Consider the following 17,242-nt stretch of genomic DNA (forward strand, 5'->3'; position numbering starts at 1 on the left):
CTTCGTGCTGTACAAGGCGTTCGCGGTGGCACCGGCGCGCACTTCCGGCCGCCGGGCGGGGGCGTCCGGGCGGCGGCGCGGCAGTTGGTGGGCCGGCGAGGGAGGGGGGAGTTCCGGCGGGGCGTCCTGCGGGAGCGACTCGTCCTCCGGCGGTTCGTCCTGCGGGGGCGGGTCGTCGTGCGGGGGCGGGTCGTCGTGCGGGGGCGGCGGCGGATGCGGTGGAGGCAGCTGACGGGGGGCGGCTTGCCTCTGTACGGGGATGACGCGTCCGCGACGGTGGGGTCCGTGCCTTGGGGCGGGCCCCACCGTGCTGTGCACCCGCGTGTACGCCCGCGTATGCGCCAGGTGTGTGTCAGGAGTGCGCTGGGTTGAACAGGTGATCTGGAGAGCCCCCGAGGGGATGGAAAGCCCACGAAGTTGGGTAAAAACGCTGTGGCAGCACCACAGTTCGTGATTCCCTCTAAATCACCGACACAGCCCTCGGACTTCCTGCGGATCCCCTTTCCGGCCGGCCGACCGGGCTGACGGGCCGAACTCCCCGGCGTGATCGGGGTGCGACGGTCCCCCATCTCCCTCTCCTGCCCCTCCTTGTCCGCTTGCGGAGCCGATTCATGCTCACGACTCTGACCACCTCCTACACCGACACGCGCGCGGCCGACCTCGCCTGGGCCCTGGGGCGCGAGCCGCTTCCCGCGCTGGCCACGCTCGACCTCGAACTGACGGGTTCCAAGGTTCAGTTGAGGCTCCTCGGCGCGTCCCACCAGGTGCTGCTGGAAGAGGATCGGGGGATCTGTTCGGAGACGGTGGCCTGCCTTCCGGGCAGCAGTACGCCCCTTCCGCTGGGCGTCGCCAAACAGATGGGCGAATGGGAGTACGAGTTCGCCGCCCGTGTCGAGGTGCTCTCCCCCGGTTCCTTCGGGGGCCGCGCACAGGAGCTGCTCGCCCTGGTCTCCGACCATCCGCACGGTCTCGCCGGGGTGTTCCCCGGGAGTCCGCACGCGTTCACCGCGATGCTCGCCCAGCGCCGCGAGAACCAGGTCCACTGGCGGACCTGGCACGCCTATCCCCAGGACGGCCAGTTGGTGATGACCCGGACGAGGGTGGGCGTACGGGTGAGGGAAACCGTGTGAGGACCGCGGGGACGGGCACCGGCAGCGGTAAACAAACACCACACGTGTGGGTGACGGTCCGCACCGGAGGCGTAACGTAACGTCGCAGGGGTGATCGAACCGCAGGCCCTCGCCCCGCCCCGCCCCGAACGACCCCGGGACAGGCCGGGCGGCAACGGCGGCAGCCCCTCGGACAGCGCGCTGAAGCTGCCGGTGCGACAGGGCACCGGCCGGTTCCTGGTCCTCGCCGGTGTGTTCGTCTGCGCGGCCTGCGGACTCGTGTACGAGCTCGAACTCGTGGCGCTCGCCTCGTACCTGATGGGCGACTCGGTGACCCAGGCCTCCGTCGTGCTGTCCGTCATGGTCTTCGCCATGGGGATCGGCTCGCTGGCCGCCAAGCGGCTGCGTCGGCACGCGGCGGCCGGTTTCGGCGCCGTCGAGGCCGCGCTCGCCCTGGTCGGCGGATGCAGCGCGATGGCCCTGTACGCCGTCTTCGCCTGGACCGGGTCCTGGGGCGGGCCGTGGGCCCACGGCCCGCACGTCCTGCTGGTCGCCTTCTCCCTCGCCGTCGGCCTGCTGATCGGGGCCGAGGTACCGCTGCTGATGGAGCTGATCCAGCGGATCCGCCGCCAGGACGCGGGCGGAGCGGTGGCCGACCTGTTCGCCGCGGACTACGTCGGCGCTCTCGTCGGCGGGCTCGCCTTCCCCTTCCTCCTCCTGCCGTCCCTGGGCCAGTTGACGGGGACGCTGATCACCGGCGCGGTCAACACGGTGGTCGGCGGCGCGCTGGTGCTCGGACTCTTCCGACAGGATCTGACCCGCCGTGCCCGCCGGCTGCTGCTGATCGCCAACCTCTGCGTGCTGGCCGTCCTCGCCTCGGCGGTTCTCCTCGTCGACGACTTCGAACGGGCCGCCCGCCACGCCATGTACGGCTCGGACGTCCGGGTCGCCCTGCAGACCGACGTGCAGGAAGTGGTGCTCACCGGCGGCCTCGACGGCCGGCCCCTGGACCTGTTCCTCGACGGCCGGCTGCGGACCGGCAGCCGGGACGAACTCCGCTACCACGAGGCGCTCACGCACCCCGCGATGACCGGTCCGCACGCGCGCGTGCTCGTCCTCGGCGGCGGCGACGGACTGGCCGCCCGTGAGGTGCTGCGCCACCGCGACGTGCGGCGGGTCGACGTCGTCGCATTCGACGCGGGCGTCGTACGGCTGGCCCGCCGCGACCCGGCTCTGTCCGCGCTGAACGACCACGCCCTCGACGACCCGCGCGTACGCGTCAGCACCGCGGACGCCTTCGCCTGGCTGCGCCGGGCGCCCCCGGCGGCGTACGACGTGGTGGTCTGCGACCTGCCGCGCCCGGAGGCCACCGAGAGCACCAAGCTGTACTCGCAGGAGTTCTACGGCCTGGCCCGGCGCGTCCTGGCGCCCGGCGGGCGGCTCGTGGTGCACACCGGGCCGGTGGTGTCCCGGCCCCGGACGTTCTGGACGGTGGAGGCGACGGTCCGCTCGGCCGGCTTCCGCACCAGCCCGTACAGCAGGGGAGACCGGGGCTTCGTCCTGGCCGCCCGCACCGTCCCGGAGCTGCGCCTGGACCCCTCCGGCCCCCGTCCGCGCATCCTTACCGACGGCTCCCTCGCGGCCGGCGCGCGAGCCGCCGCACGCACCCGTGTCCCCGGCCTGCCCCCGTCGACGCTGCTGCACCCCAGGTACACCCGCTGAGCCGGCCCGCCCCCCGGTGTACCGCTGTACCGCTGTACCGCCCTTTCGCACCGACGGGGATACAGCCCGGCGTCGCCATGGGTAGGCTCCGCAGTCATGGAGCACGAGGTGTTCGTTCCGGTTCCGGTGGAGCGGCTCAGGGAGGCGCTGGACGACCCCGCGCGGGTCGCCCGCGCGGTGCCGGGGCTCCAGCACGACGCCGGTGCGGATCCGGTCGCAGGCCGGCTGAAGTTCCGTGTGGGCAGCCACTCCATCACCTACCGGGGCTCCGTACGGGTGTCCCGGCGCGAGGACGGTTCCTACGCCGTCGAGGGCGACGCCGTCGAGACGCGCGGCACCGGCACGGTGAGACTGGCGCTGCGGCTGCGTCCGCTGGCCGCGGAGGGCGGCGCCACGCTTACCGTCGACGGCACGGCGACGGCCGACGGCCGGGTCACGGAGCTTCCGGCGGACGCGGTGGCGTCGGCGGTGGCCCGCCTACTGAACCGTTTCGCGGAGAACCTGGGCACGGCGGCGGGGGAGCCTCCCACGCCCGAGTCGCCCACGGACGAGCCCCCGGCCCCCGCACCGGCCCCCGGCTTCGACACGGAGGCCCCCCTGCCGTCCCTCGATTCCGAGGCCCAGGACGACGTCGGGGATGGCGTGGGCGATGTGGGCGATGTGGACGACACGGATCTCACAGACGACGTGGACGAGGTCGTCGGTATTGACGGTGTCGACGCCATCGATGCCATCGACGAAGCCGACGACACCGTCGCCGAGGCGGCGCACGCGCGGCGCACGATGATCGGCCGCAGCGCCGAGGAAGTGGACCACGCCCCGCCCCGGGGCCGTTACGCCCCCGTCCCCGCCCCGCAGACCGTCTCCACGGCCACCCCCCTGCGCTGGGCCGCCCCGGCGGCCGCCCTGGCGGTGGCCTCGGCGGTCGTCGCCGTGCGGGCACTGCGCAGACGCCGCTGACCCCGCCCCGGGGCACGCGGGCCGGCCGGACCTCGGGAGGCCCTCTTGATCACCCCAGTAGGGTCGTCCCGTGAGCAACGAGGACATCACTCTGACCGCGGGCGACGCGGAGGTCACCGTGCGGCCGGAAAACGGCGGGCGGGTCTCGGGACTGCGGGTCGGGGGCGTCGAGCTGCTGCGCCAGGGCGACCGCTACGGGTGCTTCCCGATGGTTCCCTGGTGCGGGCGGATCCGGGACGGCCGGTTCCGGAACGGCGCCACCGTCCACCAGATGCCGCTGAACGCCCCGCCGAACGCCATCCACGGCACCGCCCGTGACACCGCCTGGCGTACCGCCCGCGCGGGCGGGAACGAGGCCGTGATCACGTACGACCTCGGGGAGCCCTGGCCGTACTCCGGGCAGGTGACGCAGGTGATCACGCTCGGCGCGGACTCCCTGACCCTGGCCATGGCAGTCGAGACGTACGAGTCCTCCTTCCCGGCGCAGATCGGCTGGCACCCCTGGTTCAACCGCGCCCTCGGCGGCACGGACGCAGCGGGCACGGCGGACGCGGCGGACGTACGCATCGACTTCACACCCGCGTGGCAGGAGGAGCGCGGCGACGACCACCTGCCCACCGGCCACCGGATCGATCCGAAGCCCGGCCCCTGGGACGACTGCTTCGGCATGCCGGGCGGCGTCGACGTCACCCTCACCTGGCCGGGGCGGCTGGAGCTGAAGGTGACCAGCCGCGAGGAGTGGGTGGTGGTCTACGACGAGCAGCGCGAGGCCGTCTGCGTGGAGCCGCAGACCGGCCCGCCCGACGGGCTGAACACACACCCGCGCCTGGTCACCCCACTGGAGCCGCTGGAGGCCACGACCACCTGGACCTGGCGCAGGCTCTGAAGCCGTCTACCCTGGCTGCCATGAGTGAGGTACGTAGCGCACTGCTGCAGCAGATCAAGGACAAGGCCGTGGTGCACGGCAAGGTGACCCTCTCCTCGGGTCTCGAGGCCGACTACTACGTCGATCTGCGCCGAGTCACCCTGGACGGTGAGGCCGCCCCGCTGGTCGGCCAGGTGCTGCTGGACCTCACCGAGGGGCTGGAGTTCGACGCGGTCGGCGGGCTGACCATGGGCGCCGACCCGGTGGCCGCCGCCATGCTGCACGCCGCCGCCGCGCGCGGCCGGAGGCTGGACGCCTTCGTGGTCCGCAAGGCGGCCAAGGCGCACGGCCTGCAGCGGCGCGTGGAAGGTCCGGACATCAGGGGCCGCCGGGTCCTGGTCGTCGAGGACACCTCCACCACCGGCGGCTCCCCGCTCACCGCCGTCGAGGCCGTCCGCGAGGCCGGCGCCGAGGTGGTGGCCGTCGCGACCATCGTCGACCGGGCGACCGGCGCCGCCGAGAAGATCCAGGAGGGCGCCGGGGTGCCGTACCTGTTCGCCTTCGGCAAGGACCAGCTCGGCCTGGACTGAGGTCGCGACCGGCCGGCCGGTTCTCCGTCCGGCATCATCCGGCATAACGACTTGACCTGCGCCGTCGACCAGCCGGGCAAGTCTGGGAGGATGGGGCCGACAATGACGTCGCATCCAAGGTTCCAGGTCAGGGCCGACAGCACCCAGTACGCCACACCGCACGCATAAGGAGCGGACAGATGCCCATCGCAACTCCCGAGGTCTACAACGAGATGCTGGACCGGGCGAAGGCAGGAAAGTTCGCCTACCCGGCCATCAACGTCACCTCGTCCCAGACCCTGCACGCGGCACTGCGCGGCTTCGCCGAGGCGGAGAGCGACGGCATCGTCCAGATCTCCACGGGCGGCGCCGAGTTCCTGGGCGGCCAGCACAAGAAGGAGATGGTGACCGGCGCGGTCGCCCTGGCCGAGTTCGCGCACATCGTCGCCGAGAAGTACGACGTCAACATCGCCCTGCACACGGATCACTGCCCGAAGGACAAGCTCGACGGGTACGTCCGTCCGCTGCTCGCCGTCTCGGAGGAGCGGGTCAAGGCCGGCCGCAACCCGCTGTTCCAGTCCCACATGTGGGACGGTTCCGCCGAGACGCTCGCCGACAACCTGAGCATCGCCCAGGAGCTGCTGGAGCGCGCCCGCGCCGCGAAGATCATCCTCGAGGTCGAGATCACCCCGACCGGCGGCGAGGAGGACGGTGTCTCGCACGAGATCAACGACTCCCTCTACACCACGGTCGAGGACGCGATCCGTACGGCGGAGGCGCTCGGCCTCGGTGAGAAGGGCCGCTACCTGCTGGCCGCGTCCTTCGGCAACGTGCACGGTGTGTACAAGCCGGGCAACGTGGTCCTCCGTCCCGAGCTGCTGAAGGAGCTCAACGAGGGCACCGCCGCCAAGTACGGCAAGCCGGCCGGCTCGCAGCCGTTCGACTTCGTCTTCCACGGCGGCTCGGGCTCCAGCGAGCAGGAGATCCTGACCGCCCTGGAGAACGGCGTGGTCAAGATGAACATCGACACGGACACGCAGTACGCCTTCACGCGTCCGGTCGCCGACCACATGTTCAAGAACTACGACGGTGTCCTGAAGGTCGACGGCGAGGTCGGCTCCAAGAAGACCTACGACCCGCGTACCTGGGGCAAGCTGGCCGAGGCGTCGATGTCCGCCCGCATCGTCGAGGCCTGCCAGAACCTGCGCTCCACGGGCACCCGGATCAAGTAGGTCGCACGTACGCGTTCGCACGTCGCTCGTACGCGTTCGTCGGGCCCGGCACCCATGGTGCCGGGCCCGACCCGTTTCCGTATGCTCCCTGCATGCCCGATGTCCGGCTGGCCTCCCCGCAGGGCAAGTGGATTCTGCTGACCACGGTGCTCGGCTCCAGCATGGCCCTGCTGGACTCCACCGTCGTCAACGTCGCCCTTCCGCGCATCGGCCGCGACCTCGACGCGAGCCTCGCCGCCCTGCAGTGGACGGTCAACGCGTACCTGGTCACGCTGGCCGGGCTGATCCTGCTGGGTGGTGCGCTGGGTGACCGGTTCGGCCGCCGGAAGGTGTTCGTCGTCGGGGTGCTGTGGTTCGCGACGGCCTCCCTGCTGTGCGGTATCGCCCCGAACACCGGTGTGCTGATCGCCTCCCGCGCACTGCAGGGCGTCGGCGGCGCGCTGCTCACGCCCGGCTCGCTCGCCCTGATCCAGGCGTCCTTCCACCCCGACGACCGGGGCCGGGCGGTGGGCCTGTGGTCCGGCTTCGGCGGGATCGGCGCGGCGGTCGGCCCGTTCCTCGGCGGCTGGCTGGTGGACGGGCCGGGCTGGCGCTGGGTGTTCCTGATCAACGTGCCGCTGGCCGTGGTGTGCGCCCCGATCGCCGTGCGCCACGTACCGGAGTCGGACAGCGGACAGCAGGCCACCGGCCGTTTCGACGTCCTCGGCGCGGTCCTCGGCGCGCTCGCTCTCGCCCTGGTGACGTACGCGCTGATCGAGGCCGGTGGGGGCTCCCTCGTGGTCGCGGTCGCCGCCGTCGCCGGACTGGCCGCCGCCGTCGCCTTCGTGGCCGTCGAGAAACACCGCGAGCACCCGATGGTGCCGCTGGACATCTTCGCCTCCCGCCAGTTCACGGCGGTCAACCTCGTCACGCTGTGCGTGTACGCGGCCTTCGGCGGCTTCTTCTTCCTCGCCGCGCTCCAGCTCCAGGTCGCCGTGGGCTGGTCCGCGCTCGCCGCCGGTACGGCCCTGCTCCCCACGACCGCGATGATGCTGCTGCTCTCCGCCCGCTCCGGTGAACTCGGCGAACGTATCGGGCCGCGTATCCCGCTCACCGTCGGACCGCTGCTGTGTGCCGCCGGGATGCTGCTGATGACGCGGGTGGGGCCGGGCGCCTCGTACCTCACCGATGTGCTGCCGGCGCTGCTGGTGCTGGGCCTGGGCATGGTCACCCTGGTGGCGCCGCTGACCGCGACCGTCCTCGCCGCCGTGGACACCGCGCGGGCGGGCCTGGCCAGCGGCATCAACAACGCGGCGGCCCGCGCGGCCGGCCTGGTGGCGGTGGCCGCGCTGCCGCTGCTGGTCGGGATGGGGCCGGAGGCGTACCGGGAGCCGGACGCCTTCAACGACGCGTTCCGGCGGGCGATGGTGCTGTGCGCCGGGGTCCTGGTGGTCGGCTCGGCCCTCGCCTTCGCGACCGTACGACGTCCCGCGCCGGGCTGCCGGCGCCCGGAATGCCACACCCACGGCAGCGTGGCCGTACCCCCGCTGGAACCCGAGACCGAGCTTGAGCCCGAGAGGGGGCGGAAAGGTGGTGTTTCACGTGAAACACCACCGCCGCCCGGGCCCCGGGACTCCGGAACCTAAGCCCGCCTCAACTCCTCGTACGCCTCGGCGCTGCTGTCCTGGAGGAACTGGCGGCACCGCTCCGCCTCGTCCTTCTCGTCGATCGCCTCGGCGGCGCGGGCGAGGGCGGCGAGGCAGCGCAGGAAGCCGCGGTTGGCGCGGTGGCTCCACGGGATGGGGCCGTGGCCCTTCCAGCCGGACCGGCGCAGCGCGTCGAGCCCTCGGTGGTAACCCGTTCGGGCGTACGCGTACGACTCCACCACTCGCCCCGCCTCGAAGGCGTCGTCGGCGAGCATGGCCCAGGCCAGCGAGAACGTGGGGAACTTCGCCACCACCTCGGCCGGCGGCAGGGAGTCCTCGGCAAGCAGGCGGTACGCCTCCTCGTTCTCCGGCAGATGCGTGGGGTCAGGGCCGCCGAGCAGGTTCTTCTGAGTGGTCATGCCGCCAGTCTGCCATCTACGGCAAGGCGTCCTTCCGGGGCCGTGCGGTGAAGATGCGGGCGGTCAGGGCGCGGGCGAGCATCGGACCGACGGCGGTCCCGCGTCGACCGCAGACCGTGCCCTGCCGCCTGCGGCCGCCCCACGGGCGCCACTCTCCCGGACGGAGTTGCCATGCCCAGGAACGGCGGGGCACAGCCTGCCCGCACAGCCCGACGACCTCCCTCACGATCGCCCTTTCGAGGTCCCGCCTCGCGAGGACGACCGGCGGGCCTTGCCCCAGAGCCGTCCCGACCGGTCGACGAGCCGGACGGCCCAGCGGTGCAGTCGGCCGGGTGGCATCCTGGCGGGGTGCACGCGCCGGTCCAGCGCGCCCGTGCGGATCGCCTCGCGCGCGTCGGCGAGGTCGACTCCCGCGAACGTGATGACGTCGGTCGCGACCGTGCGGAGGCTGTGGGCCAGGAAGGCGCGGTCCGCGTCGACGGGCCCGGTCGCCTCCGCGGTGATCCGCGTCGCGAGTTCCAGCGAGCGGTCCGCGGCGCGCCGGCGCATGTCGCGGTCGTCGAGCCCGTCGGCCAGCGAGGCGATGACGGCCGTCAGGTCGCGCACCGGCTCCTGGAGCCGGCCACGGGTGTCGGAGTCGGCCGACGCGACGAGGCGGGCGAGCACGAGGCAGTCGGCACCCAGCAGATCGAGGTGTTCCGCGTTCTCCTTCTCGCGCACGACGACTTTCGCCCGCCAGGTCAGCACACGACGTGTGACACGCGTGTTGGTCCGCCCGACCCGGCGCAGCTCCAGCAGGTGGTCCAGCACCTCGCGGAGTTCCCCGACCGCCTGTCGGGCGAGCCCGTCGTCGTCCTGGTCGATGGAGTCGGCCAGGGTGGTCAGGCCGTCGGCGATCGCGTTGAGCGCGGTTGTCTCGGCGCGACGCAGCAGCGCCAGGGGCTCGGGCGGGAAGAGGAGCTGCGAGAACACGAGAGCGATGCCTGCGCCGGTCAGTGCGTCCACCAGACGCTGGACACCGTTCGCCTGGTTGCCCAGCGCCACCACCAGGATGGAGCTCACCGCGGCCTGGACGACGACGACCTGTGCGCTCCGCAGGGCGCGGGCGGTCGCGAGCGAGACGAAGACGGCGAGTGCCATCGTGCCCGGACCCGTTCCCAGGGCGGCGAGCACGAGTTGGCCGACCAGCAGACCGAGGAGCACACCCTGGAGGAGCCGGACCGCGTGCAGACCGCGTTCGCCGAGGTTCGCGGTCAGCGCGGCCATCGCCGTGATGGGCGCGAAGTACGGGGCGGGGTGGCCGAACACGTAGCGGGCCACCAGCCACGCCGCTGTGGCGCTGGCGGTGGCCTGAAGGAGCAGCCACACGTCCAGGGCGACCCGGCGGCCGCCGACCGAGAGCCCCGACACCGCCCGACGTGCCACCGCGCCGGCTCCGCGGGCTGTTCTGCGGGACCGCGGCGCGCTCACCCGGCTCATCATGCCAGCCGGCCACCCCGCCCGCCGGGCGCCGACCGCCCCCGGCGAGCCACGCCTGTGCCTGTGCTCACGCCCGCGCCGGAAGGGAGGTGGCGACAGTGAAGGTCGAGCAGGTGACCGAACCGATCGCGTACCACGGTGAGGGGCCGGTCTGGTCCGAGGCGTGGGGCGGCCTTCGGTGGCTGGACATGCTGGCGGGGGACGTGCTGTCGCTCGCCGCGGACGGGACCGTGACGCGGCGGCACATCGACACCGTGGTGGCCGCGGTCCGGCCCAGACGACGAGGTGGCGCCGTCATCGGTGTCACCCGTGGGTTCGCCCTCGAAGACACGGACGGAAAGGTGACCCTCTTGGATTCCCTGTGGAGTGATGAGCGCGTCCGCATGAACGAGGGCGGATGCGATCCCGACGGGCGGTTCTACTGCGGCTCGATGGCCTACGGCGGTCAGCAGGGAGCCGGATCGGTCCACCGCCTGGACCCCGACGGCTCGACGACGACCGTCCTCGACGGAGTGACGATCTCCAACGGTCTCGAGTGGAGCCCCGACGGCGACCGCGCCTACTACGCCGACACCGCGACGGACCGCGTCGACGTCTTCGACTACGACCGTGAGCGCGGGCTGAGCGGACGGCGCCCGTTCGCCGCCGCACCAAGCGGTCCGGGCAGCCCGGACGGACTGACGGTCGACGCGGAGGGCGGGGTGTGGGTCGCCCTGTACGGCGGCGGCTCGGTGTGCCGGTACGCGCCGGACGGCACCCTGGACGAGGTCGTGAACCTCCCGGTCACCAAGGTGACGGCGTGCACTTTCGGCGGACCGGAGCTGGACCGGCTGTTCATCACGACCTCCCGCGAGCACCTGGAACCCGGCGCCGAGCCGGAGGCGGGCGCGTTGTTCACCTGCACACCCGGTGTCCGGGGTGTGCCCGTCCGGGAGTACGCCGGATGAGCGGCGCCGACGCCCCCGCGGGCGGCTCGAAGAGTGAGTGGACCGGGCAGGTCGGGAAGCAGGCCGGGCCCGAGGCCAAGTCCGAGGGCAGGTCCGGGCAGACGCAGACCCTGCTCATCCTCGGCGCACGCGGCGACCTGACGGCCAGGCTGCTCCTTCCGGGGCTGGGCGGCCTGGTCGCCTCGTCCTCGCTGACCGACCTCTTCCTCGTCGGCAGCGACCGGGGCGAGGAAGGCGAGGAGGCGTGGCAAGCGGTCGTCGCGCAGGCGTTCGCGGCCGGTGAGGCGAGCGGACCGGCCGTCGACACCGTCGTCCGCAACGCGCGCTATGTGGCCGCGGACGCCACCGACGAGGGTGACCTGCGCCGCCTGCTGGAGTGCCGCCGTGGTCGCCTCACGCTGTACTTCGCGCTGCCGGCGGCCGTGACGGTCGAGGCCTGCCGGGTGCTGGCCCGGATCGGCGTGCCGGACGGTACGCGCCTGGTGCTGGAGAAGCCCTTCGGCACCGACGCGGCCAGTGCGACCGCGCTGAACGAGCTGCTGCACGGCTTCGTGCCCGAGGACCACGTGCACCGCGTCGACCACTTCCTCGGCATGTCGACGGTGCTCAACATCCTCGGCGTCCGGTTCGCCAACCGGGTGGTCGAACCGTTGCTCTCCGCGGAGCACGTCGAGGCGGTCGACATCGTGTTCGACGAGACGCTCGGCCTCGAGGGCCGGGCCGGCTTCTACGACGTGACGGGTGCTCTGCGCGACATGATCCAGAGCCATCTGCTCCAGGTGCTGGCGATCGCGGCGATGCCCCCGCCGAGCACGCTGGAACAGCTCGAGGTGCGGGACTCCAAGGCGCACATCCTCCGGGCGACCCGGGTCTGGGACGACCGTCCCGAGCGGTTCAGCCGTCGTGCCCGCTACACCGCCGGCACGATCGACGGCCGTTCACTCCCGTCGTACGTCGACGAGGAGGGCATCGACCCCGCCCGGGGGACGGAGACCCTGGCCGAGGTGGTGTTCGCCGTCGACACCTGGCGGTGGGCCGGTGTGCCGTTCCGCGTCCGCTCGGGCAAGGCGATCGGCTCGCCCCGGCAGGAGGTCACGTTCTGGTTCAAGGCCCCCCAGCACGTCCCGGACGGGCTCACCGGCGAGGCCCGCGCCAACAGGCTGCACATCGGCCTCGGCCCGCGTCGCCTCCAGATGGACATCAACATCAACGGGCCGGGCGACCCGTCCACCATCTCCCCGGTCACGCTCGACACGCGTTTCGGCCCCGGCGAGCTCTTCGAGTACGGCGAGGTGCTGCGGGGCGTCCTGGAGGACGAGAAGCCCCTGTCGGTGCGCGACGACATGTCGGTCGAGTCGTGGCGCATCGTCCAGCCGGTGCTGGACGCGTGGCGCGACGGCCGGGTCCCGCTCGAGGAGTACCCGGCGGGGAGTTCCGGTCCGGCGGCATGGGAGGCCAGGACGCCATGAGCGAAGCGCTGAACACGCGACCCGGAGAGGAGAGCCAGTTCGTCCACCTCACCCCGCAGGGGGTGCACCGTGTCCGCCGCTGGGCGATGTCCATCACCCTCGGCAGCTTCCTGTTCGGCTTCGACACCGGGATCATCTCGGGCGCGCTGCTGTTCATCCGGGAGGACTTCGACCTCAACTCCTTCGAGCAGAGCTCGGTGGTGAGCGTCCTGCTGCTCGGCGCGGTCGTCGGCGCGCTGACCAGCGGGAGGATCGCGGACCGCTACGGACGGCGTCCGCTCCTCGCCGGCCTCGGTGTCCTGTTCTTCCTCGGGATCGTCGCCGCCGCCCTCGCAGGCGGCTACGGGGTGCTGATGCTCGGCCGCGTCATCATGGGCCTCGCCGTCGGCGGTGTGTCGGCCACGGTGCCGACCTACCTCGGTGAGATGGCACCGGCTCAGGTCCGGGGCCGCGTCCTCAGCCTCAACCAGCTGCTCATCAGCACCGGTCTGCTCGCCTCCTACCTGGTGAACTGGGCCTTCTCCGGGTCCGAGAACTGGCGCGGGATGTTCTGGGTCGGTGGCATCCCGTCCGCGCTCCTCGTCCTGGCGTGCCTGTGGCTGCCCGAATCCCCGGTGTGGTCGCTCACCCACGGCAGGACGGACCAAGCCCGAAGGACGCTCGACAAGGTCACCGAGCCTGGCGGTACAGACCTGGTCGTCGCGCGCTTCGGCAGCACCGACCAGGAGGGCGAGCAGCGTCGTAAGAGGACCGGAAGCGGCTCCGGGAACCTGCGGGCGCTGTTGGCCCCGGCGGTCCGCCCCGCACTCCTGGTCGGCGTGATCCTCGCCGCCCTTCAGCAGTTCTCCGGGATCAACACGATCCTCTACTACGCGCCGACGATCATGGGAAAGGCCGGCCTGTCCGCCTCGAACGCGATCTTCTACTCGGTCTTCATCGGCGTCATCAACGTCGTCATCACCGTGGTCTCGCTCAACCTCGTCGACCGGCTCGGCCGCCGCCCCCTGCTGCTCGGCTCCCTGGCGGCGATGGCGGTCTCCATCGCGCTGCTGGGTGTGGCGTTCGCCGTGAAGCTGCCCCCGGTGCTCATGCTCGTGTTCATGCTGCTGTACATCATCGGGTTCGGGGTCGGCCTGGGCCCGGTCTTCTGGGTGCTGCTCGGCGAGCTCTTCCCCCCAGCCCAACGCGCCGAGGGATCCAGCGCCGGTGCGACCGTGAACTGGCTCTCCAACTTCGCGGTGAGCCTGGTGTTCCTCCCCCTGATCTCGGCCATCGGGGAAGGGCCCACCTTCTGGATCTTCGCCGCGATCTGCGTCCTCGGCGTGGGGTTCGTCGCCCGGTTCGTCCCCGAGACGCGCAGCCGTCACGCCGACGAGGTGGGTGCGGATCTGCGCCGGCGGTGGCACGTGCCGACGGCGTGAACGAACGCCGGGGCCGGGCTACGCGCCGTGCTCCGGACGGCCCGTTTCCGGGGCGGGCCGCAGTCGGTCCGCCCCGGAAACGGCGTCTTCCAGTGTGACGGCGAAGAGGGCGGCGTCGTCCTGGAGGTTCCCCCCGGTGTGCCGGGAGACGGCGGAGAGGACGGCGTCGAGTACCGCGTCCGGATCGGGCGGGAAGTGCCGGGACAGCGCCGGGACGGGGTCGAAGAAGACCCCGTCCGCGTCGCGGGCTTCGTTGATGCCGTCGGTGTACAGCACCAGGGTGGCCCCGACGGGCAGGTCGAACAGGTCGACCGGGACCTCGTCGTCGGCGTCGAGAAGGTCAAGGCCCAGTGGCAGCGCCGGCGTGGCCGGTTCCAGCGGGAGCACCTTGCCGTCGTGGACCAGCAGGGGCGCCTCGTGGCCCCGGTTGGCGATGCGGAGCACGGAGTAGTCGGGGGGAAGCTCCGCGACGACGGCCGTGGCGAACGACTCGGCGTCCTCCCCGCTCGACTCGCTGATGACCTCCTGCATCCTGTTCTCCAGCTGCCGGACGACGCCCGGCAGATCCGGCCGGTGCTGGCTGGCCTCGTGGAAGGAGCCGAGCAGGGCGTTGACCGTACGGATCGCCTGGAGCCCCTTGCCGCGTACATCGGCGATGAGCATCCGGATGCCGTGCGGGGTCTCCTTGATCGCGAAGAAATCGCCTCCGATGGCGGCCTCCTTGTGGGCGACCTCGTACCGGGTGGCCACCGCCAGCCGTCCCACCCGGTCGGGCAGATCCGGGAGCACCGCGCGCTGCAGCACCGCCGCCACTTCGCGGCTCGTCCTCAACTGCGCCCGGTCGCGGGCCAGCACCACATTGAGGAATGCCGCGACGACGGTGAGCAGGACCAGGCTGCTGAACGGGACGGCCTCGTCGATGCCCGGCTCTCTTTTCAGGATCACGATGCTGAGCCCCAAGAGGTTCGCCACCACGCCGATGGCGCACGTCCCGCGCAGGGAAAGAAGCGGCGCGGCCACCACCGTGGCGGCTGCGAGCAAGGGGAACGTGTTCAAGGCCCCCCGGGTGACGAAGCTGACGACGAGCGCGGCCACGATCATCGCGGCGGGCAGCCACCGCAGCCGCAGCCGCCGCCGCTCCCTTTCCGTCGGCTCCTCGCGGCCGCCCGACTTCCTGCGACCGTTGCGCATTCCGCCGCCCATGACCCGATCGTCTCAGGGAATCGGACCCCCGGCAGGCCCGGCGAGGTTCCCGCCGGGCGGACCTTGCGGTCGTGGGGGACCATGAGCAGGATGCACCGTGGGGACCGGGGCCCCCGTGTCGGTAACGGCAGGGGCGGACCGCTACCCGGAGTACATTTCAGGAGACAGCGATGTCCCATGAGGCTTGTGAGCCGGAGACCCCGCATCTCGACTTCGAGGGCACGACCCCCTACGAGGACTACGTCAGGGCGGATGTCCTCACCCACCTCCAGCACACCCTCTCCGACGATCCCGGAGAGATGGTCTTCCTGGTCACGACCCAGGTGATGGAGCTGTGGTTCACCGTCATCGTGCACGAGTGGGAGACGGCGGCGAACGCGCTGCGGGGTGACGACGTACCGACCGCGATCGACGCGCTGAAGCGGTCCGCGCGGGAGCTGGAGGCGCTGAACGCCTCCTGGAAGCCACTCGGACAGCTCACCCCCGCCCAGTTCAACGCCTACCGCGGCGCGCTCGGCGAGGGCTCCGGTTTCCAGTCGGCGATGTACCGGCGCCTGGAGTTCCTGCTCGGCGACAAGTCCGCGTCCATGCTGGTCCCGCACCGGGGCGCGCCCCGTGCGCACGCCGAGCTGGAGAAGGCGCTGCACGAGCCGAGCCTGTACGACGAGGTGCTGCGCCTCCTCGCGCGGCGCGGGCACGCGATCCCCGAGGACGTGCTGCGGCGCGACGTGTCCCGGCGGTACGAGCCGTCGCCGGAGGTGGAGTCGGTCTGGGCGGCCGTCTACTCGGGTGACGAACGGGACGAGGTGGCCCGCCTCGGCGAGGCGCTGACCGATGTCGCCGAGCTGGTGTGGCGCTGGCGCAACGACCACCTGGTCGCCACCCGCCGCGCGATGGGCGCCAAGGCGGGCACCGGAGGCTCCGCCGGGGTGGCCTGGCTGGAGAAGCGGGCGCAGAAGAACGTGTTCCCCGAGCTGTGGACGGCGCGATCCCATGTCTGAACTGGTGATGAAGGCAGAGAAACTGGACGCGGCCGACGAGCTGGCGGTCAAACGGGCCGAGTTCGTTCTGGAGGAGGGCGGAGGCACCGTCTACCTCGACGGCAACTCGCTGGGCGCGCTGCCCGCCACCGTCCCCGGCCGGATCGAGGACGTGGTCCGCCGGGAGTGGGGCGAGCTGCGCATCCGGTCCTGGACGGAAGAGGGCTGGTGGACGGCGCCCGAGCGGATCGGCGACCGCATCGCACCGCTGGTCGGCGCGGCGGCCGGGCAGATCGTGGTCGGCGACTCGACCAGTGTCAACGTGTTCAAGGCACTGGTGGGCGCGGTACGACTGGCGCGGCTGACGGACCCGGGGCGGAACGAGATCGTGGTCGACGCGACCACGTTCCCCACGGACGGCTACATCGCCGAGTCGGCGGCCCGGATGACCGGCTGCACCCTGCGCCCGGTACCGCCGTCCGAGGTGGCGGGCGCGCTCGGCACCCGTACCGCCGCCGTACTGCTCAACCACGTCGACTACCGCACCGGCCGACTGCACGACCTCCCCTCGCTCACGGCCGTCGTGCACATGGCTGGGGCGCCGGTCGTATGGGACCTGTGCCACAGCGCGGGCGCGCTGCCGGTCGGACTGGACGCGCACGGTGTGGACCTGGCGGTCGGCTGTACCTACAAGTACCTGAACGGCGGCCCCGGTTCACCGGCGTTCCTGTACGTGCGCGAGGGCCTGCAGCACCTCTTCGACTCCCCGCTGCCCGGCTGGAACTCCCACGCGGATCCCTTCGGGATGCGCCCGGACTACGAACCGGCGCCGGGCGCGCTGCGCGGGCGGGTCGGCACCCCGGACATCCTCTCCACGCTCGCCCTGGAGGCGGCGCTGGAGGTCTGGGACGGCGTCACGGTCGAGGCGGTGCGAGCCAAGTCCCTCGCGCTGACGGACTTCTTCCTGGAGTGCGTCGAGGCGTACGTCCCCGAGGGCCGGGTCGAGTGCGTGACCCCGCGTGCGCACCGGGAGCGGGGCAGCCAGATCGCCCTGCGCTGCCGGGACGCCGGTGACGTGATGAAGCGGCTGATCGGGCGTGGCGTGGTCGGCGACTTCCGCCGACCGGACGTGCTCCGCTTCGGCTTCACCCCGCTGTACGTCGGCTTCGCGGACGTGGAGCGGGCGGCGCGGGTCCTGGCGGACGTCCTGGCGGAGCCCGGAACCTAGGCGACGGCCCGGCC

The 17,242-nt window shown here is 72.1% G+C and carries 15 protein-coding genes; 12 read left to right on the forward strand and 3 right to left on the reverse strand.

Annotated elements, in window-relative coordinates; translation table 11 throughout:
- Positions 1–611: 611 nt before the first annotated feature.
- The 7 genes from DIZ27_RS05595 (at position 612) to DIZ27_RS05625 (ending at position 8,082) form a co-directional block, all read left to right on the forward strand.
- A complete protein-coding gene (locus DIZ27_RS05595; protein WP_109377162.1) occupies positions 612–1,130 on the forward strand; it encodes a DUF2617 family protein in 519 nt (172 codons plus the stop codon).
- A gap of 90 nt (positions 1,131–1,220) precedes the next feature.
- Complete coding sequence (locus DIZ27_RS05600; protein ID WP_109377163.1) at positions 1,221–2,831, forward strand: polyamine aminopropyltransferase; 1,611 nt, start codon at positions 1,221–1,223, stop codon at positions 2,829–2,831.
- 96 nt (positions 2,832–2,927) lie between these two features.
- Complete coding sequence (locus DIZ27_RS05605) at positions 2,928–3,791, forward strand: SRPBCC domain-containing protein (RefSeq protein ID WP_109377164.1); 864 nt, start codon at positions 2,928–2,930, stop codon at positions 3,789–3,791.
- Positions 3,792–3,861: 70 nt separating this feature from the next.
- Positions 3,862–4,677: an aldose epimerase gene (locus tag DIZ27_RS05610; protein ID WP_109377165.1), complete on the forward strand. Its 816-nt coding sequence runs from the start codon at positions 3,862–3,864 to the stop codon at positions 4,675–4,677.
- A 20-nt stretch (positions 4,678–4,697) separates the two neighbouring features.
- Entirely contained in the window at positions 4,698–5,246 is a 549-nt protein-coding gene (pyrE, locus tag DIZ27_RS05615; protein ID WP_109377166.1) for an orotate phosphoribosyltransferase, read from the forward strand.
- 179 nt (positions 5,247–5,425) lie between these two features.
- On the forward strand, positions 5,426–6,457 hold the full coding sequence (fbaA, locus tag DIZ27_RS05620; protein ID WP_109377167.1) for a class II fructose-bisphosphate aldolase: 1,032 nt from the start codon (positions 5,426–5,428) through the stop codon (positions 6,455–6,457).
- A gap of 92 nt (positions 6,458–6,549) precedes the next feature.
- The gene (locus DIZ27_RS05625) at positions 6,550–8,082 is read left to right on the forward strand and encodes an MFS transporter (protein ID WP_109377168.1); all 1,533 of its coding nucleotides are present in this window, start codon (positions 6,550–6,552) and stop codon (positions 8,080–8,082) included.
- On the opposite strand, the gene DIZ27_RS05630 is transcribed toward DIZ27_RS05625, so the two are convergent.
- Together DIZ27_RS05630 and DIZ27_RS05635 are read right to left on the reverse strand one after the other, a co-directional pair.
- Positions 8,079–8,501 (reverse strand): DUF3151 domain-containing protein, encoded by a 423-nt coding sequence (locus DIZ27_RS05630; protein WP_109377169.1) that lies wholly within the window; start codon positions 8,499–8,501, stop codon positions 8,079–8,081. The genes DIZ27_RS05625 and DIZ27_RS05630 overlap by 4 nt on opposite strands.
- A gap of 222 nt (positions 8,502–8,723) precedes the next feature.
- Complete coding sequence (locus tag DIZ27_RS05635; RefSeq protein ID WP_109377170.1) at positions 8,724–9,926, reverse strand: aromatic acid exporter family protein; 1,203 nt, start codon at positions 9,924–9,926, stop codon at positions 8,724–8,726.
- 167 nt (positions 9,927–10,093) lie between these two features.
- Here DIZ27_RS05635 and DIZ27_RS05640 point away from each other — a divergent pair, with 167 nt between their 5' ends.
- From DIZ27_RS05640 to DIZ27_RS05650, 3 genes are read left to right on the forward strand one after another with little or no spacing between them, the layout of a single operon-like run.
- Entirely contained in the window at positions 10,094–10,927 is an 834-nt protein-coding gene (locus DIZ27_RS05640) for an SMP-30/gluconolactonase/LRE family protein (protein ID WP_258308252.1), read from the forward strand.
- Positions 10,924–12,396, forward strand: coding sequence for a glucose-6-phosphate dehydrogenase (locus tag DIZ27_RS05645; RefSeq protein WP_109377172.1), 1,473 nt, complete (start codon positions 10,924–10,926; stop codon positions 12,394–12,396). The genes DIZ27_RS05640 and DIZ27_RS05645 overlap by 4 nt, the downstream gene beginning before the upstream one ends.
- Complete coding sequence (locus tag DIZ27_RS05650) at positions 12,393–13,817, forward strand: sugar porter family MFS transporter (protein WP_109377333.1); 1,425 nt, start codon at positions 12,393–12,395, stop codon at positions 13,815–13,817. The genes DIZ27_RS05645 and DIZ27_RS05650 overlap by 4 nt, the downstream gene beginning before the upstream one ends.
- Before the next feature lie 18 nt (positions 13,818–13,835).
- Here the strand turns inward: DIZ27_RS05650 and DIZ27_RS05655 are convergent, their stop codons facing one another.
- On the reverse strand, positions 13,836–15,020 hold the full coding sequence (locus DIZ27_RS05655; RefSeq protein WP_258308253.1) for a PP2C family protein-serine/threonine phosphatase: 1,185 nt from the start codon (positions 15,018–15,020) through the stop codon (positions 13,836–13,838).
- A 170-nt stretch (positions 15,021–15,190) separates the two neighbouring features.
- Here DIZ27_RS05655 and DIZ27_RS05660 point away from each other — a divergent pair, with 170 nt between their 5' ends.
- Positions 15,191–16,021: a tryptophan 2,3-dioxygenase family protein gene (locus DIZ27_RS05660; protein ID WP_109377173.1), complete on the forward strand. Its 831-nt coding sequence runs from the start codon at positions 15,191–15,193 to the stop codon at positions 16,019–16,021.
- Positions 16,014–17,228 (forward strand): kynureninase, encoded by a 1,215-nt coding sequence (gene kynU, locus DIZ27_RS05665; protein WP_109377174.1) that lies wholly within the window; start codon positions 16,014–16,016, stop codon positions 17,226–17,228. Before DIZ27_RS05660 ends, kynU begins: the two co-directional genes overlap by 8 nt.
- Positions 17,229–17,242 lie beyond the last annotated feature (14 nt).

It is taken from the genome of Streptomyces sp. NWU339, from assembly GCF_003143855.1.
Lineage (GTDB): Bacteria > Actinomycetota > Actinomycetes > Streptomycetales > Streptomycetaceae > Streptomyces.